Genomic DNA, 20,977 nt, shown 5'->3' on the forward strand with positions numbered 1-20,977 from the left:
CGAGCAAGGGCTGCCGCCAGCGACAGGGTGGCGGTCGGCCGGCAACTCGGGCCATAATGCTTGCAGGCGGGGCAGCCGAGCATGGCGCCCCGGTTTCTGGGACGCCCATTGCCAGGAAGCAACTGTCCGTGGCTGGCAGAATGGACTGGGCGGACTGCTGGCCTGGGTCCTGCACGGACCGTCTCACGCCTGAGGAGCGCGCCTTTCATGTTGTCCACCCTGACGTCCTTCTCTGCCCTGTATGTCGCCACCCTGCTGATGCTCCTGGGCACCGGCATGTTCAATACCTACATGGCGTTGCGCCTGACGGCCCAGTCTGTCAGTGAAATCTGGGTTGGTGCCTTGATCGCGGCGTATTACCTGGGCCTGGTTGGCGGTGCGCGCCTGGGCCATAAACTGATCATCCGGGTGGGGCACGTGCGGGCCTATGTGGCGTGCGCGGCAATCGCCACCGTCATGGTGCTGGCGCAAAGCCTGGGCGATTCGCTCTGGCTGTGGCTGCTGTTTCGCCTGATTTCCGGGCTTGCCATGGTGACGCAGTTCATGGCGATCGAAAGCTGGCTCAACGAACAGACGGAAAACCATCAGCGCGGCCGAGTATTCGCTTTCTACATGCTGGTGTCCGGGCTGGGCACGGTGCTGGGCCAGGTGGCCTTGAGCGCTTATCCGGTGCTGGACCTGCGGCCGCTGACATTCGTGGCCATCTGCCTGTCCATTTGCCTGGTCCCGATCGCTCTCACAGCTCGTTCGCATCCGGCGGCGCAATTGCCCGCACCGCTCGATGTTCCTTATTTCGTGCGCAAGGTGCCCCAGGCGCTGGCTGCCATCCTGGTGTCGGGTAACCTGACGGGCGCGTTCTATGGCCTGGCGCCGGTCTACGCCGCCAAGCAGGGTATGGATACATCGCAGGCGGCGATTTTCGTGGCCATCGCCGTGGCCGCTGGCGTGCTGTTCCAGTGGCCCATGGGCTGGCTGTCCGATCGCGTTAACCGCGTGGCGCTGATCCGTGTCAATTCGATCCTGCTGACGGTCATTGTGGTGCCCATGTGGTGGGGCAGTTACCTGCCGACCATGGCGCTGATGATTCTTGCCGGCCTGGCGGGCATCCTGATGTTCACGTTGTATTCTCTCAGCACCGCGTTTGCCAATGACCACGTTGACCAGGAGCGGCGCGTGGGCCTGAGCGCGGTACTGCTCATGGTCTACGGGCTGGGCGCCTGTATCGGCCCCTTGCTGGCCGGCGTGCTGATGGATAAGGTCGGGCCGTCCTGGTTCTTCGTGTTTGTGTCGGCATGCAGCGTATTGCTGGTGTTCATCATGAACCCGCGCCGGGTGACCAGCATGCGTCCGGCAGGCGATGCGCCGGTGCAGTTCGTGGCGACGCCTGACATTTCGCATGGTTCGCCGCTGGCCACCGCGCTGGACCCGCGCAGTACGCCCGAAGACGATGTCTATATCGAGACCGTTGCGGTGGACAATACACCGGTGACCGAGCAGGCGGGCCCGCAGCCCCAGCCTGCGGCTGAGCAAGAGGACGATGCGGCGCGGGCTGAGCCCGTGGCGGCACCTCAAGCCGAGGCTGCCAGCGATGCGTCGTCTGCTGTATCGCTGGCCGTATCTCCTGCTGCCGCGCCCGCTGCAGGTGCCGGGCAGGCTGCATCAGCGCGGCCAGAGCGCGACGATGGCGAGGGCCGCAAGGGCGACACCGGCCCAGCCGCGTAACCCTGGACGTTCGTGGAACAGCCAGGCGCCAGCCAGGGCGCCAGTGGCAATCACGCCGATATTCATGGCGGTGAAGATCAGCGCCGGGTTGTCCGGATAGGCGCGGTGGGCGCGCAGGTAGAACACAATATTGCTGAAGTTCAGCAGTCCCAGCGCCAGGCCCCAGGAGAGGTCACGTGTTTGCAGGCGTTTGCCGCGCCAGCACAGGTAGCCTGCCATGATGATGCCTGCCAGGACGAAGCAGGCCAGCAGTACCGTGGCAAAGTGGTCGTGGTGGCGCGCAACCTGCTTGAACAGTGTATCTACGCTGCCATAGGCCAGCCAGACGGCCAGCAGCAGGGCCCAACTGCCCGGCGCGTTCGCGCCTGAACGGATTGCCGTCAGGTCGGCCGCAGCAGCGCCGCGAGCCGGCTGCATCAGGAGCAGCAAGGCCAGCAGGGCCAGCGTGATGCCCAGCATCAGGCCGGGCGTCAGGGGTTGGCCGAATAGCAGGAATGCCGCCAGCAATGGCAGGCAGACAGATAAGCGCTGGGCGGCATCGCAGCGCACGACGCCTGCATGCTTGACGGCCGCGCCCATGACCAGGAAGCCTGCGGGAAGCAGCAACCCCAGGGCCAGTAGAATGCCCCAGGGTGTCTGCAAGTTCTGCCAGCCCGACAGGCTGGGGGGCAGCCAGATGAAACACAGCAGGGATGCCAGCAGGTAGTTCACTGCAATCATCGTGGCGTGGTCACGGCCACGCCGTGCAGACACCTTGAGCAGCAGCGTGACGGCCACGCTGCTGCAAACGGCCAGGATCAGCGCGAGCATGTGGTGTGGCAGGCTTCTCGTGCCGGGGCTGGCTGCCCATTCGTGGCGCTGCCGGCGTCTTCGTGCGCATGTACGGCTCCCGGCAGTTGCGCGCTGGTACGCATGCCCAGGCGGTCGAGCAACCTGCGGTCGACATCCGTCTGCGGGTTGGGCGTGGTCAGCATCATGTCGCCGTAGAAAATGGAATTGGCACCGGCCAGGAAACACAGCGCCTGGATGCCTTCCGGCATTTTTTCCCGGCCGGCGGACAGGCGTACGCGAGTCTTGGGCATGGTAATGCGGGCTACGGCGATCGTGCGGACGAACTCGAAGGGGTCCAGTTCATCCAGGCCAGACAGCGGCGTGCCGGCAACCTGCACCAGATTGTTGATGGGCACGGATTCCGGATAGGGCGACATATTGGCCAACTGGGCGATCAGGCCGGCGCGCTCGCGGCGCGATTCGCCCAGCCCGACAATGCCGCCACAGCAGATCTTGATGCCGGCGTCGCGGACGTGCTGCAGTGTATCCAGGCGGTCCTGGTAGGTGCGCGTGGTGATGATGCGGCCATAGAACTCGGGCGCGGTATCCAGGTTGTGGTTGTAGTAATCCAGCCCGGCTTCGCTCAGTTCCTGGGCCTGTTCGGCTTCCAGCATGCCCAGGGTCATGCAGGTTTCCAGGCCCAGTCCGCGTACCGCCCGCACGATGCCGGTCAGGGCGTCCATGTGACGGGGCTTCGGCCGGCTCCAGGCCGCACCCATGCAGAAGCGGGTGGCGCCTGAGTCCTTGGCGCGCTGTGCGGCCGCGATGACGGCGTTCACGTCCATGAGTTTGTCGGCCTGCACCGGGGTGTCATAGTGGGACGATTGCGGGCAGTACGAGCAATCCTCGGCACAGCCTCCGGTTTTGATGGAGAGCAGGGTGGCCAGCTCTATCCTGGCGGGATCGAAATGTTCGCGGTGTGCTTCCTGGGCGCGGAACAGCAATTCGGGGAAAGGCAGGTCGTAGAGGGACAGAATGGCTTCCCGGCTCCAATTGCGTGCCGGCGCCAGCGCGTCGGCCTGGCGCGGCGTCAGGGGAAGGGGAACGGCAGCCGTCGTGGCCGGGGTCTGTTGGGATAGGGACATGATGACCTCCTGTAATCAGCAGATCGTAGGAGTTCGCCAAATTAAATCTCAAGCTGGGTTTTTAGAGGTTTTTGGCTGCATGTTGCCGTCAATAGAATGGTTTTTGTCTTCTTATTGGTCAATTGCAGCTATCTTCGTTTATATTTTTCTCGTTGATGGCCTGGGTATTTTGTGACAAATTGTGATAAATGGCTGCTTTTTTGCGGTATTTCAGCGCTGGATCGACGGCAAAGCCTTTCGATGCAGGACGCATGGGGCTGTCTGCCTGGGGCCGGGGCGTATAATCCCGCCATGGGCATTGTCAACATATTCGAACCTATGCACGCCAGTCTGCGTGCCGCAGGCGCTGCGCTCCGCCGGGCCACACATGCGCAGGAAACAACACCCATTCAGGGCGCCATGGTTCAGGGAGCAGGCTTGTGAGCAGGAAAATCGTCATCAATACCGAAGCAGATCTTGAAAAACTGCGCATCTCAGGGCGTCTGGCCGCTTCCGTTCTGGAAATGATCACGCCTCATGTGAAGCCTGGCGTTTCCACGGAAGCGCTGGATGATATCTGCCGTGAATACATCATCAACGAATTGCAGGCAACGCCGGCCAATATCGGCTACCACGGCTATACCAAGACGTCCTGCACCTCGGTGAACCACGTGGTTTGCCATGGCATTCCGTCGCCCACGAAGATCCTCAAGGACGGCGACATCGTCAATATCGACGTCGCGCTGATCAAGGACGGCTACTACGGCGATACCAGCCGTATGTACTTCGTTGGCAAGGTCGGCCCGCTGGGCCGCCGCCTGGTGAACGTGACCTACGAGGCAATGCGTGCTGGCATCATGGTGGTCCGTCCGGGCGCGACCCTGGGCGACGTGGGCCATGCCATCCAGACCGTGGCGCATCGCGAGGGCTTTTCCGTGGTGCGCGAGTATTGCGGGCACGGCATCGGCCGCGTCTATCACGACGAACCGCAGGTGCTGCACTATGGCAGCAAGGGCCAGGGCCTGAAACTGGTCGAGGGCATGGTGTTCACCATCGAACCGATGATCAATGCCGGCCGCGCTGGCGTGAAGGTGCTGGGCGATGGCTGGACGGTCGTGACCAAGGACCATTCGCTGTCGGCGCAGTGGGAACACATGGTGGCCGTCACCGCCGATGGCTACGAACTCTTGACCCCGTGGCCCGAAGGCACCGGCGATTATCCCGAGATTCCCCTGGTGCATACCGTCGCGGCCTGAGGCTGGCTGCGGGCGCCGAATTCTTGTCTGAGGAGACTCTTCGACGTGGCTTACGATAACAATAATGTGTTTGCGCGCATTCTGCGCGATGAATTGCCCAGCATCCGTGTCTATGAAGACGAGTACACGGTTGCATTCATGGACATCATGCCGCAGGCGCCCGGGCACGTGCTCGTGATCCCCAAGGAAGCCGCCGAGACACTGCTCGACTTGTCCGACGACGGCGCGCGCGCCGTGATCAGCACCACGCGCCACCTGGCCATTGCGGCCAAGCAGGCATTCGCACCGCAGGGCATCCTGGTGGCGCAGATGAATGGCGCCGCAGCCGGGCAAACCGTGCCGCACATCCATTTCCACGTCATTCCACGCAACGCAGGGCAAGAAGTGCTGGCCCATGCCGCCGAGAAAGGCGATATGGCGGAATTGGTGGCCAACGCGGAAAAGTTGCGCAAGGTGCTGGCCGAAATGGCCAAGGACGAGGCCTGACTTTTCGCCTGCGGCGCATGCCGCAGGCAAGGGTAAGCCGCTGCCGGTGTTTCGCCGGCAGCGGCTTTTTCATTTCAGTCCGGCTGCACGGCCTGGTACAGCGCCTGCAGCAGGTCGGATTGGGTGACGATGCCCGTGAGTTGGCCGCTGGCGTCCAGTACCGGAATATGGCGCAGACGCTGCTGGGCGAAGAGCGGTATCAGGCTGCTGATCGGGGCATCTTCGCTGGCATGGGTGACGGGCGAGGTCATGATGTCGGCGACAGTGGGGGCGTCCGGTGTCTTGGGTTTGCGCCGTCCCAGCAAGGCGCGCAGGCCGCGCGGGCCGGGCGCTGGCGTGGCGGATGCCAGCGATGAATCGGCAAAATCCGAGGCGGTGGCGATGCCCAGCAGGTGATGTCTGTCGTCAACGATAGGCAGCGCCTTGAGCTTGTTGCTGCGGATGATTTCCCAGGCTTGCGGCTGGGGGGTGTCCGGCGAAACGGCGATGGGGTCGCGGCTCATGATGTCGCGGCACAGCGTGGCGCCCAGGATGCGCTCGTAGGTGGCGTTCTCGGTGTACTCCAGTACCTGTGCCAGTTCGCTGCGGCTGATATTGAGGGCCTGGTTGTAGCGCGCCAGTGCCCGGTCCAGGTCTTCGTCGGTAAAGCGGCTGGAAGCAGGCTTGGCTGGCGAGGCAGGTTTTTTCGGCTCCATGTGGGGGTAGGCCTTGCCCGTCAGGTTGTTATAGATGGCGGCAAGGATGACCAGCAGCAGGGTGTCCGTGAAGATGGGCACCAGGGCAAACGAAATATCGGTAATGTGCGTCAGCGAGGCAAATAGCGCCACTGCTACGCCTGGCGGGTGCACGCAGCGCAGGATGAACATGGCGGCCATGGCGCCGGATACCGCCAGCGCGGTGCTGGGTACTGGCGGCAGGCCTGCATGGGCACACAGCACGCCGATGCAGGCGCCGGCCGTATTGCCCAGCACGGCGGCATAAGGTTGGGCCAGCGGGCTGCCGGGCAGCAGGAATACCAGCAGGGAGGTTGCCCCCAGCGAACCGACCATCCAATAGGTGTGCAGGTCGTCGCCAATCATCCATTGGCTGAGCTGGGAGGTGATCAGAATTGCCAGGCCGGCGCCGATGAGGGCGCGCAGACGTTCACGATTGTTGATCTGGAAGGGGGCGGGCTTGAGTGCCAGCAGCAGGCGATGCATTAAACCGGACATGATGATAAATAATAGACCGCTTCGACCCCCGCCGTGAAGAAATTCAGGCCGGGCCCGAGCCGGACAGGCGCCGGATGCCGCACTAAATATCCCACCCGGGCACCGTGGTATTCATGCAGCAGTTTTCAAGGGCATGTTAAATTCTTTGAGTAATAAGAATAATTCTCATACAATTCTTGCGTTCACCTATCTTTGACCGAATGGCCAATCCCCGCTGTTGCCCCAGGGATCTGGTCGCCGGAGCCCGCCTGTGTCAGTCAAAGCCCTTACGCCCGCCGATCCTGTAGATGCCCTGTACCAAGACCACCAGGGGTGGTTGCATGGCTGGCTGCGCCGTCGTCTGGGCAATGATGCCGATGCGGCAGATCTGGTGCAGGACACCTTCCTCAGTGTGATCTGCTCAGGCAAGGCGGGGGAGATCATCGAGCCGCGCCCCTACCTCACCACGATTGCCCGTTGCCTGGTGGCGCACCGGCACCGGCGCAGGCAGCTCGAAGAGGCCTACCTGGCCGCTTTGGCCGCTTTGCCTGAAGAGATGGAAATGTCGCCGGAAACCCGGGCGCTGGCGCTGGAAACCCTGCTGCGCCTGGACCAGATGCTCGACGGCCTGCCGACCAAGGTGCGCGAGGCATTCATGCTCGTGCACCTGCAAGGGGCCTCCTACCAAGACGTGGCGCAGGCGCTGGGCGTGTCGACCAGCTCGGTCAAGCAATACCTGATGCGAGCCAACCAGCAGGCTTTCCTGGTCTTGCTGGGATGAGCGGCATGGTGTCTTCCTGGCTCACTGGTGTCGATGGCGGGCGCGAGGAAATTGCGCGTGCCGCCGCCTACTGGATGACTGAACTGATGGCCGACGATGTTTCCGCCGATACCCGGCGGCGCTGGCGGCAATGGCTGGAGGCCGATCCGGCGCATCGTGAAGCCTGGGCGCGTTTCGAGAGCCTGGGGGTCGGCTTGCGCACCCTGAATCCGGCCGCGGCGCGCCAGGGTTTGTCGACCCTGCGCGATGCCGGGCGCCGGCGGGCGTTCAAGCGTGCCGCTGTTGTGGCGGTCGGTGGCGCCAGCCTGGGTACGCTGATGCAGGTTCATGGCTGGCAAAGCCTGGTGGCGGATTACAGCACCGGTGTTGGCGAACAGCGGGTGCTGACGTTGAGCGATGGCACCCGGCTGTTGCTCAATACCGATAGTGCTGTGGACGTTGATTTCACCGCCGGGCTGCGCCTGATCCGGCTGCGTCAGGGCGAAGTGCTGATAGAAACCGGCAAGGACACGCTGGACCGCCCCATGCGGGTGGAAACGGCGCAGGGTTGGGTAGCCCCGTTGGGCACGCGGTTCATCGTCAGGCAACGCGAGGCCGATACGGTGGTAAGCGTGTTCGAGCATCGCGTCGTGTTGATGGCAGATGGCTGGTTGCGTTCCTATGTGCTGGAAGCCGGGCAGCGTGCCGTGATCCAGCCTGGCACCGGGCCGCAAGCCCGTCCGCTGAAGGACGAGGACGGTGCCTGGGCGCGCGGCGAGCTCGTGGCCGACAATGTTCGCCTGGCCGATTTCGTCGCTGAGCTGGGCCGCTACCGTCGCGGTTGGCTGCTGTGCGATCCGGCGGTCGCCGACCTGCGCCTGACCGGGCTCTTTCCCTATATGGATACGGAAAGGGTACTGACCGCCATTACCCAGGCGCTTCCCATCCGGGTACAGCGCCGCAGCCGCTACTGGCTCAAGCTGGTGCCTGCCTGATTCCTCGCGCCTGGCGTGAAGGGCCACTAGGGCGGGGTCCGGTGCTGATCGACGGTTCGCGCCAGGAAACCACGGTATACCGGGCTACGCCGGCGTCTCGTCGCGCACCTATGTTGATCCCGACCTGATTGGTGGCGTGCGCATAGACAAGGGCTCTGACATGGCTGCGGGCGGTACGGGCGCGGTCGGCGGCCTGGTCGGCATGCGCCCGCTCGGGCGGCAGTCGGCCCGCCTGGACTGTGGTCAGGTGGGTAGCCGTTGTCCTCGACAGGAAAAAAAAAGCCAGGGCAAGTCCTGCAAGCGTGAAAACAAAAAATGTTGTATTTGTGCAAATATGAAAAATATTCGACACGGCGCTTGCATACGGATTTTAGTTCGTGCATAATTCAATTCTTCGCTGCTGACACAGAGCAACCAACGAAAGAAACGACGCGAAAGCCGAGTGGAAACGTTGGTAGAATGTAGAGGCAAATGGGGGTATAGCTCAGCTGGGAGAGCGCTTGCATGGCATGCAAGAGGTCAGCGGTTCGATCCCGCTTACCTCCACCAAAAAGCGAAGAGGTTCTTGAAAAAGAACTTGCAGTAAATCGAAGAAATGCCATATAATCTTCGATCTGTTGTTTGGTCCTGTCCCCTTCGTCTAGAGGCCTAGGACATCACCCTTTCACGGTGAGTACAGGGGTTCGAATCCCCTAGGGGACGCCACTAATTTTGTGGTACCGCTGCGGAGCGGTAGTTCAGTTGGTTAGAATACCGGCCTGTCACGCCGGGGGTCGCGGGTTCGAGCCCCGTCCGCTCCGCCAAAAGATTCCAGAAAAAAGCACCTTGAAAAAGGTGCTTTTTTCGTTCTGATGCTCGTAATTCCCCATATTTCCATGGCGCAGCAGCAACGGATTCATAATCTGTCAGGTCGTCTGGCGATGGTGCTGGGTTTTTCGCTGGGTGGTTTTATTTTTCCGTGGCTGTTGCTGATTGCCGCGTTGATTGCCTGGTCTTTGATTGCAGACTGGCGCAGGCCTGCGCCGGATCCCGAATCCATCGCGCCCTTATTCAGGGCAACCGCGCAGACGCCGGGTTGGCAGAAAATATTCCTGGATCTGTGTGAGTCTCCTGCCGAAGAGGCATTCCTGAAAGCCATGATACTGGCGCATCACCTGCAGCCGCAGAATGGCCAGTTGCATGGCAAGGCGTTGACATTGGCGCTGCAAGTCAAAATGCCGCCTTACCGGGTGGATTTTCTTGTCAATGATCGCTTGGTCGTGGAGATCGACGGAGAGACTTATCATTCTTCGCCTGAGGCGATGGCAAGAGACCGCCAGCGGGACGAGTATCTGCGTACCCAGGGCTACATTACCTTGCGGATTCCTGCCAGGCTTGTATTCGACAGGCCCGAACAGGCGGTGGAACAGGTCAATGCAGCCTTGGCTGCCATGCCTGTGTCGTCTTCCTCTGCGTCGGTGGATACCCAATGGGGGCAGGCCTCTGCGCAGCTGGCCTCTGGATTCAAGACCATAGCAATGAAGTTTGGCGACGCGCTGGAGATGCTGGATGCAGCAAAGGAGCAGCAGCGTGTCGCGGATGTTCTGCGTGGTCCCCGGGATATCTTCGACGAGGAATGCGTGGTGATCGAGAAGGCCTTCGAACTGGCACAAGTGCGTCAGGAGATTGAGAGTTGGATTGGACAGAAAGAAGGGCGCAGGGAGCAGTTCCAGACGAATCTGGACAATCTGAGGGCTCAGATCGTCGCGTTACGCGAGCGGCGTGGCGAGTCTGATCGTACGGTGACGTTCACACCTATTGCGCCGTTCAGGGCGCCAGCGTCCGGCGCATCGCCGCAATTCAACTTGGCGGTGGAGGAAGCGTTCCGGCATTTGGCTGCTCGTCGTGCAGAATATTTCGAGCAGGTTAGGTTGCGCCTTCAGGGAAATGAGCGGATGCGAGACGCCGTGCGCCAGGCCTTGCTCGAATTCAATGCTGAAGGTTGCTGGCGGCTCATTGCCTGAGTGTGTGTTCAGTTGTCTGTGACCGGCTAAGGTGCCTGGGCATCGCGCCGGCTGACTATCGGCATCATGGCAAGCCGCTCCGGGGGATGTTGTTTCCCTCACCGCGCAGGTATTCTGTGCATCATCCCTGTCTGCACCCGCTGGCAGGGCGGACGGACGCAAGGAAATCATGCACTTTCATCCCGGCATCAGCCTGTCTGCCAGATTGGCGGGCCTGTTCCTGGCCATGGCCATTGTCAATCCTGCCACAGCGCAGCAAGGGCAATACCTGGTCAAGACGGATGAAGCGACCCGCGCCCGGGTGAAGGCGATTATTGCCATGCCTGCGCTGTCCGAACCTGGCTTGGACCATGGCGCAAGGCTGGCCCAGGTGTCCTCCCTGTTTCTGGGTGTTCCATACCGGGCCAATACGCTGGTGGGATCGCGTGATACCAATGAAATGCTGGTTGCGGATTTCAACCGGGTCGATTGCTTTACGTTCATTGATTACGTTGAGGCCCTGAGCCGCGCCACGGACGGCAATGACTTCCTGACCCGGCTGGCTGCTGTCCGCTACGCGGATGGCAATGTTGATTTCCGGCATCGCCGCCACTTTTTCTCCGACTGGGCGGCCGTCGAACCGAGGAATGCCACGGACGTCACGCGTGAGGTCGGTGGCATCTATGTTTCGGTGGACAAGGTGTTGAACCGCAAGGCCGACGGCACGGAGTATCTGCCCGGCCTGGGCGAGACGCCGCGCACGATAGATTACATTCCGGCGTTTGCCATTGACGAACAGGTGCTGGCCAAGCTGCAGACTGGCGATTATGTCGGTGCCTATACCCCGCTCGATGGCCTGGATGTGACGCATGTGGGCATCGTGGTCAAGGCCGCCGGCCAGGTCTGGTTCCGCAACGCTTCGTCCGTGCAGGCCAATATGAAAGTGGTCGATGTGCCCCTGCGGGACTATATGGCGGCCAAAACCGGCATGGTGGTTCTGCGCGCGCCCTGAGTTTTATGAGTGGGGGGCTTATGGCGGTCACAGGTGGTCCATATGGACCACAGCAGGCAACGAACGGCATGAACTCGCGCTTATGTGGAGCGCAGCACCGGGCTAATTGATATAGCCTCTTCAATGTATTCATTATCCGTATAGTTGGCATTCAGTATCTGCATGATATGGCATCCGGCGTCAGTGTATAGTCCTTGCGAATCCAGCCGCGCCTGGCTGGGCCTGTGCATCTGCTCCGTATCGAGACCGCATGTCGACGAATTTCTCCTATACCATTCATCCCGAAATCTTCCAGGACTATCCGGAATACCGGCGGGGCGTGGTCGTATTCACGGACCTGGACAATTCGCAGCCCGACGCCGGATTGACGGCCTTGCTGCGTGCCAGCGAAGCGGCATTGCGCGAGCGCATCACCGGTAATCCGGCCGAGTATCCGCAGATCGCCGCCTGGCGGGATGCCTATCGCCGGTTTGGCGCCAAGCCCTCCGAACATCGCAGCGCCATCGAAGCGCTGAGCCGCCGCGTGCTCAAGCCGGATACCTTGCCGGATATCAATCCGTTGGTGGATATCGGCAACTTGCTGTCTTTGCGTTATGTGCTGCCGGCCGGGGTGCATCCCATCGGAGCGCAATCGCAGGAGATCTGCCTGCGCAAGGCTGCGGAGGCTGACGGTTTTCTGGCCGACCCCGGCAAGGCGCCTGAAAGCATCGCCGCCGGCGAAATCGTGCTGGCTGCCGGCCAGCGCGTGCTGACGCGGCGCTGGACCTGGCGCCAGGCTGCCGATACGCGGACGCTGGCAGATACCTCATGCGTGTTTTTCGATATCGACGGTTTGCCGCCGACCAGCCGAGCTGACGTCGAAAGTGCCGTGGCGGATGTCGTGGCCCTGGTCGGCCGTTATTGTGGCGGACGTTGCGTGGGGCAAGCCGTGCTGGATGCAGCACAGCCCGCCATGCAGATAGCGCTGGACTGAGCGCGCGGCCATGAATCTGGCCTTCAATCACCTGAGCGTGTCTCAGTTGATGGCGTTGGCGGCCATACTAGAAGTGCGTAACCTGAGTCGGGCAGCAAGGCTGCTGGGCACGAGCCAGCCTGCCCTGAGCCGCCACCTGGCGCAGTTCCGCGAGGCCTTGGGCGACCCATTGATGGTTCGGCGCGGGCGCGAGTATGTACTGACTGAACGCGGGCAGGCCTTGCTGGACCCGCTGCGTGACGTCCTGGCCGGACTGGAGCGCCTGAGCTCTCCTGCCGAGTTTTCCCCTGCGCGCTGCGAGCGGCGTTTTTGCCTGGCAGGTTCCGATTATGTCGCGCAATACATCCTGCCCGGCTTGCTGCATGACCTGGCCTTGCAGGCGCCCGGCGTCAGCGTGGAGTTCCGCATCTGGCAGGCCGACCGCTATGACTGGCTTGAGGACGGCAAAGTCGATCTGGTGACGACCATGCTGGAAGACACGCCGGCCGATTATCACGGCCGGGTGCTGGGCGAGGATACTCCGGTTTGCTGCATGCGCAAGGGCCATGCGTTGGCCCGGCAGGCGCGGATATCCCAGGCGCAGTACCTTTCCTGGCCGCATGCCACGATCAGCATGGGGGGCGACAAGGACAGTTTCATCGACGCGCACCTGCGCCGCCAGCACCTGCGGCGCGACCTGAAACTGGCGGTGCCGTTCTACAGCGCCGCGCTCAGCGTCATTCAGCAAAGCGATATGTTGCTGACGCTGCCCGAACACATTGCCCGCCAATGGGCGCAGCAGGCGGATGTCTGTGCCCGGCCCCTGTCTTTCATCGAACACCGTTTCCGCTACTGGGTGGTCTGGCACAGTCGCATCCAGAGTTCACCCGAGCAGCAGTGGTTCCGGCAATTCGTGTTCGATCATTGCCGCAGTTCGCGTTTCCTCAGCCCTGGCGATGCCTGGCCGCCGAACCATACTGCCTGAATATTTTTCCCGCAGCCGGGGTATGCCTGGCTGCGGCATCCATCCCGGAATTCACCGAAAAGACCACCGTAATTGGCCAGGAGGCAAATGACATGCAAAAAGACCCGAACACCGCGTACCCCATGACAGGGGGGGATGCCCTGGTGCATAGCCTGCAAACCCATGGCGTCGATACCGTATTCGCGCTGCCCGGTGCGCAGATTTATGGCTTTACGGACGCGTTGGCGCGCAACCAGGACAGCGTGCGCACCATCGGAGCGCGTCATGAACAGACCAGCGCCTACATGGCCTTCGGTTATGCGCGCTCCAGTGGTAAGCCGGGGGTTTTCGCAGTCGTGCCCGGCCCCGGAATTCTCAACGCCAGCGCGGCGATGCTGACGGCACATGGCTGCAATGCGCCGGTGTTGGCCATCACGGGTGACGTCATGAGCGGCTTCAAGGACCGTGGCCGGGGGCAGCTGCACGAACTGCCCCGGCAGCTGGAAATCCTGCGCGACCTGGGCAAGTGGGCCGCTCATATCGAGCAACCCGCCGATACGCCCTGGCAGGTCGCGCGTGCCTTTCAGGAAATGCAGTCGGGGCGGCCTGGCGTAGTGTCGCTGCAGGCTTCATGGGATTTCTTTACCCAGCCAGGGCGGGTGCGTACCCAGGCGCCGTTGCCGCTGCAGCCCAAGCCGCCGGTGGACACCGATGCCATTGCACGTGCGGCAAAGCTGCTGGGCCAGGCCAAGGCCCCCATGATTTTCGTCGGGTCTGGCGCGCTGGAAGCCAGCGCCGAAGTGCGCGAGCTGGCGGAAACGCTGGGCGCGCCCGTCGTGAGTTTCCGTGGCGGCCGTGGCGTGGTGGGGGACGATCATCCGCTGGGTTTCACAGTGGCTTCCGGTGCTCGGCTCTGGCCGCAGACAGACGTGGCCGTTGTGATCGGCTCGCGCTTCGAGCTGTTCGATATCCGCTGGCGTCACCGCCCGGCAGGCCTGAAGCTGATCCGCATCGACATAGATCCGGCGGAAGTGCGGCGCATCAGCGCGGATGTCAGCGTGCTGGCCGATGCCGCCGAAGGGGCGGCGGCGTTGGCGGCTGAAGTGAAGCGCACCGGCACGCCGCCGCGCCGCGATGCCGAGCTGGCCGCCGCGAAGGCGGCGGCGGAACAGGATATCCAGTGCATCCAGCCGCAGCTGGATTACCTGCGCGTGATCCGCGATGTGCTGCCGCGCGACGGTTTCTTTGTCGAGGAAATTTCACAGGTCGGTTTTACGTCCATTTTCGGCTTTCCGGTCTATGAACCGCGTACCCTGGTGACATCTGGCCAGCAGGGCACGCTGGGCTTTGGTTTCCCGACGGCGCTGGGCGTGAAGGTGGCCAATCCGGGCAAGGCGGTGGTCTCCATCTGCGGGGATGGTGGTTTCATGTTCGCGGCCCAGGAACTGGCGACCGCCGTGCAGTACGGCATCAATGTCGTGACGATCGTGTTCAACAACAGTGCATTCGGTAATGTCTACCGTGACCAGCAGGAAGCTTTTGGCGGCCGTTTGCTGGGTTCGGAACTGGTGAACCCGGACTTCATGAAGTTCGCCGAATCGTTCGGCGTGCAGGCGCACCGGGTGCATGCGCCCGACGCCTTGCGTGGCGTGCTGGAACATGCATTTGCCGCTGAACGGCCGGTCCTCATTGAAGTGGTGGTGCCGCGTGGCAGTGATGCCAGCCCATGGAAATTCCTGCACCCGGACTTTTCCAAGGCAGCCATATAAAGCCATAGGCGGATTCTGGTTGTGCGGTGCGCTATCGCCGGCGGGCCGCTCAATGTACAAAGCCCTGCCAGCACAAGCTGGCAGGGCTTTGTTTTTTGCTTGTAGCCCCCGTCACGGTGTAGGCAACGGAGGCTGCAAGTCTGGCCTTACTGGGCCTGTTGCACCCAGTTCGTGACGTAGTTGTCGCAGCCGCCGGCCATGAACTGGTCCGGGGTCGTCAGGTTCTGCACCTTGAACGACTTGATGACGCCTTGTTCAGCCGTCAGCGAAACCTTGCACTTGACCAGGCGGCGTTCCGCCACATAGTTCAGGCCGCTTTCCGGATAGGGGTAGGGGCCGTCGAATTCGGGATTGCCGAAGGCTGCCAGGGGCGGGTAGTAGTCAGGGCCTTCGAATTGGTCGAAGGGCGGCTGGTAGTAGCCCGGGTCCATGAAGTAGCCCAGCGGACGGTCGTAGGTGCGGTCATACAGGCCGTACCAGGCGTAGTCGGTCGCGCCATTGGGCAGCGCCTTGGTTGCGGAAGGCTGGCCGAAGACCTTGGTGGCCGTCGCCACGGGCTTGCCTACCCAGGCTTGCGCAGAATAAGGCTCGGGGCCGCCCAGCGAAGCGCAGCCGGCGGCGAGCACGCAAACCGTGGCGGCGCCCGCGAGCTGCAGGCGTTTCTTTGCTTGATTCAGCGTATTTCCGATCATGATGAAGACTCGTGAAAGTGAATGAACAGGCTTCCGGGCGCGGCGCTCGGCCGGGCATCGGGATGGGTACGACGACACCGTCCGCAAGGACGGCGTGATGACTGCATTAGAACTGTTGCGGAAAGAATTAACTTCCATGATTTGTAAAGGATTGTGCGTCAGGATTAGCACATTTGCAAATAGGATTGCGACGCAATATTGATTTGTCGCATCTTCAGCGGGAATACCGCACTGCAGCAGGCTGTCCGCCCGTTTTCCAGTTGTTCACGAGGCTATCTCGGCAGGCCGTTTTCTCTTTTGTGCAACCAAATGGAATCAGATTCCATTTATGAATATAATTCCATAAAATTATCTGGACGCCTGCCGTGCGTGTCATTTTCCTTTCCGGCAGGAAGCAAAAAAAGGGATGGAGGCTGCATGACGGATCAAGGCAAGGCGGGGTTTGACCAGGAGGTCGACCTGCTGGTTTTCGGCGCGGGTGCGGGCGGAATGACCGCTGCGCTGGTGGGGGCACTGAGCGGGTTGGATGTCCTGCTGTGTGAAAAGACTACGCAGGTAGGGGGCAATACTTCTACCTCCGGCGGCACCACGTGGGTGCCTGGCAATTCGCAGGGCGGGCGCGTCGGGGCGCAGGACTCTCTGGAAGATGCCGCGGCCTTTCTGCGTGCCATCGTGGGGGACCGTGGCGGCGATGATGTCAGGGCCGCGTTCCTGGAAGCCGGGCGCCAGGCCATCGACGAGCTGGAGCAGAAAACCGAAGTGAAGTTCGCCGCCGCCGCCGCGCATCCGGATTACCTGGATGGGCCGGGTTCTGCCTTTGGTGGGCGTGCGCTCGGGCCCTTGCCCTTCGATGGCCGTCTGCTGGGCGCGGATTTCGATCGTGTCCGGCCGCCGCGCCCCGAGTTCATGGGCCTGGGTGGCATGATGGTGGGGCGCGCCGAACTGGCGCCGCTGCTGCAGCCGTTCGCATCACTGGGCAATCTGAAACTGACCCTGGGCATTGTCGGCCGCTATGCGCTGGACCGCCTGCGCTACCGGCGTGGCACACGGCTGCTGATGGGCAATGCCCTGGTGGCGCGGCTGTTCTATAGCCTGCGCCAGCGCAAGGTGCCCGTGTTGTTCGAGACCCCCTTGCGCGAGCTGCTGCTCGAGCAGGGTAAGGTTGTGGGGGCCGTGGTGGATACGCCGCAAGGCCAGAAACGCATACGTGCCCGCCGTGGCGTGGTGCTGGCCACCGGCGGCGTGGCCTGGAACGAAGCGCTGCGCAAACAGTATTTTCCGCCGGAAGTCAGCCTGGAATCCCAGGCGCCGGAAACCAATACGGGCGACGGGATTGTGCGCGCCATGCAGGCCGGGGCGGCATTTGATGATGGCCATGACAGCCCGGCCCTGTGGATGCCATGTTCCTTTATCCAGCGTGCCGATGGCACGCGTGGCATCTGGCCGCACATCCTGCTGGATCGCGCCAAGCCAGGTTTGATTGCCGTGGGTCGGGATGGCAGGCGTTTCGTCAATGAATCGGACTCCTACCATGACTTCTGCATGGGCATGCTGCGCCATGGCCTGAGCGAGGCATGGCTGGTCTGCGACGCAGATTTCATCAAGTCCTATGGGCTCGGGCTGGTCATGCCCGGTGGACGCGGGCTGGCGGAAAAGCTGCGCAAGGGCTACCTGACGGAAGCCCCGACACTGGAAGCACTGGCGGCCAAGGTTGGCCTGGATGCGGACGCTTTCCGGCAGACGGTCAAGCGCTATAACGAGCAGGCGCAAACTGGGGTGGATGCCGATTTCGGTCGAGGGACCAGTGTCATGAACCGCTTCAATGGCGACGAGACGCAGCAGCCCAATCCTTGCCTGCGCCCGATCCGGGAACAGGGGCCGTACTATGCATTGCGCGTCGTCCCCATGGACCTGGCTTGCAGTGCCGGCTTGCGGGGCGATGTGAACGGCCAGGTATTGGATCAGCAGGGGCGGCCCATCGAGGGCCTGTATGCCTGCGGCAATGACCTGACTTCGCTGTTCAGGGGCACTTACCCCGGCCCCGGCACCACGATAGGTCCGGCCATGGTGTTTGCCTGGCGTATTGCCAAGCACGCCGCGCGGAAGACCTGATCATCCGGGTGCTTGCCCGTGAGCAGTAAAAAGAACCGCCAGGTTGCCTGGCGGTTCTTGGATTCAGGCCGCGTCGTGCTGCTTGCGATGAGGGCGTTGCAGATTGGCGTGGTAGCGCGCCACGTATTCGTCGAAGCTTTCCTTGCGGTCAGCTTCCAGTGCATGCTGCTCGGCCAGTGATCGGGCGGCCAGTTCCTGGTAACGCGCCTGGGTGGCGGCATCCAGCGCCTGGCTGCGCAGGGCGTCGGCGTGGGCGCGGCTGGTGCTCAGGCCATATTCGAAGAACGATGTCTGGGTGTCGCGCATGCCTGCCAGCAGGCGGGCCGATGGCGTGAGCGCCGGGTCTTCCAGCTTGGCACGCTGCATGGCGACGGCCTGGCGGTGCAACGTACTGCCGTGAACGCGGTCCAGCAGTTCTGCACACGCCTCGACGCGGTCCAGGATGTCCTTGCCCCACTGCTGCAGGGAAACGGCTTCGCAGTTGCGTTCCAGCATCAGGCCGGGTTCGCGGCCCTGGCGCACGACCTTGGCGAAGTTCTGGCTGCTGCGCTCGCAATAACCCTGCGGCGCGAATGCCGGGCTTTCGTCCAGCGTGCAATACAGCAGGAAGGCATCCATGAATCGCATGGTGTCGGCGCTGATGCCGGCGGGCTCAAAGGGGTCAATATCCAGGCAGCGCACTTCCACATATTGCACACCGCGCTCGTCCAGGGCGGTCAGCGGTCGTTCGCAGCGTTTGGTGCTGCGCTTGAGACGGATATTCGAGTAGTACTCGTTCTCTATTTGCAGGACATTGGTGTTGAGCTGGATCCACTCGCCGTCGCGCTTGGTGCCGAAGGCCTCGTAGGCCGGCCAGGGAGTGGTCACGGCGTTGTAGAGGCGGTCCAGAAAGGTTTCCAGGTCGTTGTAGTTCAGCTTCAGCTGAGACTGGGCCTTGTTCTGGTAGCCCAGGTCGCTCATGCGCAGGCTGGTGGCATGGGGCAGGAAGCAGGTATCGGCGTCCCAGCGTTCCAGCCCGCCGTTTTGCACGGCGGGGAAGTTGCTGGCGATGGCGGGCGAGGCGCCGAACAGGTACATCAGCAGCCAGCTGGCTCGCGTAAAGTTGCGCACCAGCGCGATATAGCCTGCGTCACGTTGCTCGCGCAGGTTGGCGCCGGGCAGGTCCAGCAAGGGCCAGATCGCGTCGTCCAGCGAAAAATTGTAGTGAATGCCTGCGATGCACTGCATGGAACGGCCATAGCGCACCGCCAGGCCACGACGATAGACATGCTTGAGCATGCCGCTGTTCGAGGTGCCGTACCAGGCGATGGGAATTTCCTGGTCGGCTGGCAGGCGGGCCGGCATCGAGTGATTCCAGATCAACTCGTCGCCCAGGGCGGCATAGGTGGCGCGATGGGTGTCCAGCAACGCAGACAGGACATCGTCCGTGCGGGGGAAGGGATCGGTGATGAGTTCCAGCAGGGCTTCGGAATAATCGGTCGTGATATGCGGATGCGTCAGCGCGGCACCCAGCGCAGCAGGGTGGGGTGCCTGCGACAACTGGCCCTGTGCATTGACGCGCAAGCCTTCCTTCTCGATGCCACGTTGCGTGTTCTCAAGAATATTGCGGTGATTGTCCAGGCGTTGCAGGCGGGATAGCAGAAGATCGGTCACATCGACTCTTTTTATCGTATTCACAGGGAGCCGATTTTACGGGTTTGCTGGCCGCACGGTGCTTAATCCCTATCAGTTGAGGGTAAAAAAGCAAGGTTTGTCCGGCATGGCATGACGCAAACCGGCGGCTGATCAGTGCCGACGTGCTTGTTTCAGGCCGGCATGGCGCTATGATGCCGGGAGGCAGGCATATCGGCGCCGTGCCAGGGCGGAAGCGGATGGATCAGCCGTCTGTGCATGGCCAGCAGAATGGCAGCGCGTCTGCCATTGACGCGCAGTTTCCGGCAGGCGTTCTGCAGGTGGAAATTGACCGTGCGTTCGCTGATTCCTAGGATGACGCCGGTTTCCCAACTGGTTTTTCCATGCGCCGCCCATACCAGACACTCCTGTTCCCTGGCCGACAGGATGTTGTGTGTGACGAGTGTCATATGCCTATGTTTCCAACCTGCCGCATGACAGGAGGCGGCAGTGAGAAAGATTATTGTTACGTTGAAATGACGGGGCAAGGGATCATGCACGCATGCATAAATCCTTGCTGCCAAGGATACGCATGGCACCTTCCTCGATGATGCAGTTCTACCTGAACGCGCTGGCCCTGCTGGCGCCGACCATGGTCGTGGTGGGCGCCGGTTTTGTCTGGGGGCGGCGCAGCCTGCCGTTCGCAGGTCAGTTCATCTCCCAGCTGGTGACGCAGGTGGCGACGCCTGCGCTGGTATTCCATACGCTGATGACCAGCACGCTGGATAACGCCCTGCTGGCCGATGTCGTCTTGCTTACGCTGGCCTGTATGGCGGCCGTGACACTGGTGTCCGCTGCCGGGCTGAAACTGGCCGGGCTGCCGGTGCGCAAGCTGCTGCCGACCACCAGCATGCCGAATGCGGGCAATATCGGCCTGCCGGTGTCCTACATGGCTTTTGGCGAAACCGGGCTGGCCGTGGCGGTGGCGATCTTCACCGTGTCGTCTTTCCTGCAACATACCGTCGGTTTGCGTATCTTGCCGGGGGGCGTGGCGCGTGGCGGCGCCTGGCGCAATCCGACGATGGCGCTGTGCGTGCTGGCTGTACTGCTGCGCGCGCTGGGCCTGGGCCTGCCGGACTGGTCACTGGAATCGGCGCGCCTGCTGGGCAGCCTGGCGGTACCGCTGATGCTGCTAAGCCTGGGCCATGCGTTGTCGCAGATTCCAGCTTCGGGCCTGCGTGCGGGGTCGTTGATGGCAGGCATGCGCCTGATCGGCGGCTGCGCCACGGCGCTGCTGGTGACCTGGGCCATGGGCGCGCCGCCGCTGATCGCCAATGCCGTGGTCCTGCAGATGTCCATGCCCTGCGCCGTGATGAGCTACATGTACGCACGTACTTACACGGACCGCGGTGACGAGGCCGCTGGCGCGGTTCTGGTGTCCACCGGCATATTCCTGGTATTTGCACCTATTCTGCTGTGGTTCCTGAGGGTGTAGGCCGGACGTTCTGCTATGGGCCATTCTTTTGTCGGGGAAGCGGGGCGGGAAAGTGATGCCGCGCGACAGGCTCTGCGCCAGTGG

Annotated in this window: 19 protein-coding genes and 3 tRNA genes; 16 read left to right on the forward strand and 6 right to left on the reverse strand. The window is 62.3% G+C overall.

From position 1 onward, the window contains the following. Positions 1-207: 207 nt before the first annotated feature. Positions 208-1,722 (forward strand): MFS transporter, encoded by a 1,515-nt coding sequence (locus EV679_RS03325; protein WP_068367317.1) that lies wholly within the window; start codon positions 208-210, stop codon positions 1,720-1,722. Here the strand turns inward: EV679_RS03325 and EV679_RS03330 are convergent. Then, positions 1,660-2,532, reverse strand: coding sequence for an EamA family transporter (locus EV679_RS03330; protein ID WP_130486500.1), 873 nt, complete (start codon positions 2,530-2,532; stop codon positions 1,660-1,662). The two genes, EV679_RS03325 and EV679_RS03330, sit on opposite strands and share 63 nt — an antisense overlap. Beyond that, complete coding sequence (gene bioB, locus EV679_RS03335) at positions 2,520-3,638, reverse strand: biotin synthase BioB (RefSeq protein WP_127775221.1); 1,119 nt, start codon at positions 3,636-3,638, stop codon at positions 2,520-2,522. The genes EV679_RS03330 and bioB overlap by 13 nt, the downstream gene beginning before the upstream one ends. On the opposite strand from bioB, the gene EV679_RS17570 reads away from it, so the two are divergent. The 3 genes from EV679_RS17570 (at position 3,637) to EV679_RS03345 (ending at position 5,359) form a co-directional block, all read left to right on the forward strand. Beyond that, complete coding sequence (locus EV679_RS17570) at positions 3,637-3,813, forward strand: hypothetical protein (protein ID WP_165389943.1); 177 nt, start codon at positions 3,637-3,639, stop codon at positions 3,811-3,813. The two genes, bioB and EV679_RS17570, sit on opposite strands and share 2 nt — an antisense overlap. 244 nt (positions 3,814-4,057) lie before the next feature. Next, on the forward strand, positions 4,058-4,873 hold the full coding sequence (map, locus tag EV679_RS03340; RefSeq protein ID WP_068367313.1) for a type I methionyl aminopeptidase: 816 nt from the start codon (positions 4,058-4,060) through the stop codon (positions 4,871-4,873). A 45-nt stretch (positions 4,874-4,918) separates the two neighbouring features. After that, positions 4,919-5,359, forward strand: coding sequence for an HIT family protein (locus EV679_RS03345; protein WP_068367311.1), 441 nt, complete (start codon positions 4,919-4,921; stop codon positions 5,357-5,359). 74 nt (positions 5,360-5,433) lie between these two features. Here EV679_RS03345 and EV679_RS03350 read toward each other — a convergent pair whose 3' ends face one another. Continuing rightward, on the reverse strand, positions 5,434-6,570 hold the full coding sequence (locus EV679_RS03350; protein WP_068367308.1) for an HPP family protein: 1,137 nt from the start codon (positions 6,568-6,570) through the stop codon (positions 5,434-5,436). Positions 6,571-6,820: 250 nt separating this feature from the next. Here EV679_RS03350 and EV679_RS03355 point away from each other — a divergent pair, with 250 nt between their 5' ends. From EV679_RS03355 to EV679_RS03400, 10 genes are all read left to right on the forward strand, one after another. Further along, the gene (locus EV679_RS03355; protein ID WP_130486501.1) at positions 6,821-7,330 is read left to right on the forward strand and encodes a sigma-70 family RNA polymerase sigma factor; all 510 of its coding nucleotides are present in this window, start codon (positions 6,821-6,823) and stop codon (positions 7,328-7,330) included. A 5-nt stretch (positions 7,331-7,335) separates the two neighbouring features. Further along, the gene (locus EV679_RS03360; protein ID WP_165389944.1) at positions 7,336-8,304 is read left to right on the forward strand and encodes a FecR domain-containing protein; all 969 of its coding nucleotides are present in this window, start codon (positions 7,336-7,338) and stop codon (positions 8,302-8,304) included. 473 nt (positions 8,305-8,777) lie between these two features. Continuing rightward, positions 8,778-8,853 (forward strand) — tRNA-Ala (locus tag EV679_RS03365). Between the two features lie 80 nt (positions 8,854-8,933). Next, positions 8,934-9,009, forward strand: a tRNA-Glu gene (locus tag EV679_RS03370). A gap of 21 nt (positions 9,010-9,030) precedes the next feature. Further along, a tRNA-Asp gene (locus EV679_RS03375) sits at positions 9,031-9,107 on the forward strand. A gap of 72 nt (positions 9,108-9,179) precedes the next feature. Continuing rightward, positions 9,180-10,307, forward strand: a complete 1,128-nt coding sequence (locus tag EV679_RS03380) for an endonuclease domain-containing protein (RefSeq protein WP_165389945.1) — start codon at positions 9,180-9,182, stop codon at positions 10,305-10,307. A gap of 169 nt (positions 10,308-10,476) precedes the next feature. After that, positions 10,477-11,298, forward strand: coding sequence for a DUF1460 domain-containing protein (locus tag EV679_RS03385; protein WP_130486503.1), 822 nt, complete (start codon positions 10,477-10,479; stop codon positions 11,296-11,298). A gap of 250 nt (positions 11,299-11,548) precedes the next feature. Then, on the forward strand, positions 11,549-12,271 hold the full coding sequence (locus tag EV679_RS03390; RefSeq protein ID WP_068367298.1) for a B3/B4 domain-containing protein: 723 nt from the start codon (positions 11,549-11,551) through the stop codon (positions 12,269-12,271). A 10-nt stretch (positions 12,272-12,281) separates the two neighbouring features. Next, positions 12,282-13,235: a LysR family transcriptional regulator gene (locus tag EV679_RS03395; protein ID WP_068367296.1), complete on the forward strand. Its 954-nt coding sequence runs from the start codon at positions 12,282-12,284 to the stop codon at positions 13,233-13,235. Between the two features lie 92 nt (positions 13,236-13,327). Continuing rightward, entirely contained in the window at positions 13,328-14,983 is a 1,656-nt protein-coding gene (locus EV679_RS03400) for a thiamine pyrophosphate-dependent enzyme (RefSeq protein WP_207224887.1), read from the forward strand. Between the two features lie 146 nt (positions 14,984-15,129). Here the strand turns inward: EV679_RS03400 and EV679_RS03405 are convergent, their stop codons facing one another. Beyond that, on the reverse strand, positions 15,130-15,675 hold the full coding sequence (locus tag EV679_RS03405; RefSeq protein WP_068367294.1) for a hypothetical protein: 546 nt from the start codon (positions 15,673-15,675) through the stop codon (positions 15,130-15,132). A 417-nt stretch (positions 15,676-16,092) separates the two neighbouring features. On the opposite strand from EV679_RS03405, the gene EV679_RS03410 reads away from it, so the two are divergent. Further along, on the forward strand, positions 16,093-17,787 hold the full coding sequence (locus EV679_RS03410; RefSeq protein WP_130486504.1) for an FAD-binding protein: 1,695 nt from the start codon (positions 16,093-16,095) through the stop codon (positions 17,785-17,787). A 63-nt stretch (positions 17,788-17,850) separates the two neighbouring features. On the opposite strand, the gene gshA is transcribed toward EV679_RS03410, so the two are convergent. Together gshA and EV679_RS17940 are read right to left on the reverse strand one after the other, a co-directional pair. Then, entirely contained in the window at positions 17,851-19,440 is a 1,590-nt protein-coding gene (gene gshA, locus EV679_RS03415) for a glutamate--cysteine ligase (protein ID WP_130486505.1), read from the reverse strand. Positions 19,441-19,592: 152 nt separating this feature from the next. Continuing rightward, positions 19,593-19,868, reverse strand: coding sequence for a helix-turn-helix domain-containing protein (locus EV679_RS17940; protein WP_127775209.1), 276 nt, complete (start codon positions 19,866-19,868; stop codon positions 19,593-19,595). 122 nt (positions 19,869-19,990) lie between these two features. Between EV679_RS17940 and EV679_RS03425 the strand changes: the two genes are divergently transcribed. Then, a complete protein-coding gene (locus EV679_RS03425) occupies positions 19,991-20,893 on the forward strand; it encodes an AEC family transporter (RefSeq protein ID WP_130486506.1) in 903 nt (300 codons plus the stop codon). Positions 20,894-20,977 lie beyond the last annotated feature (84 nt).

This window comes from Kerstersia gyiorum, assembly GCF_004216755.1.
Classification (GTDB): Bacteria; Pseudomonadota; Gammaproteobacteria; order Burkholderiales; family Burkholderiaceae_B; genus Kerstersia; species Kerstersia gyiorum.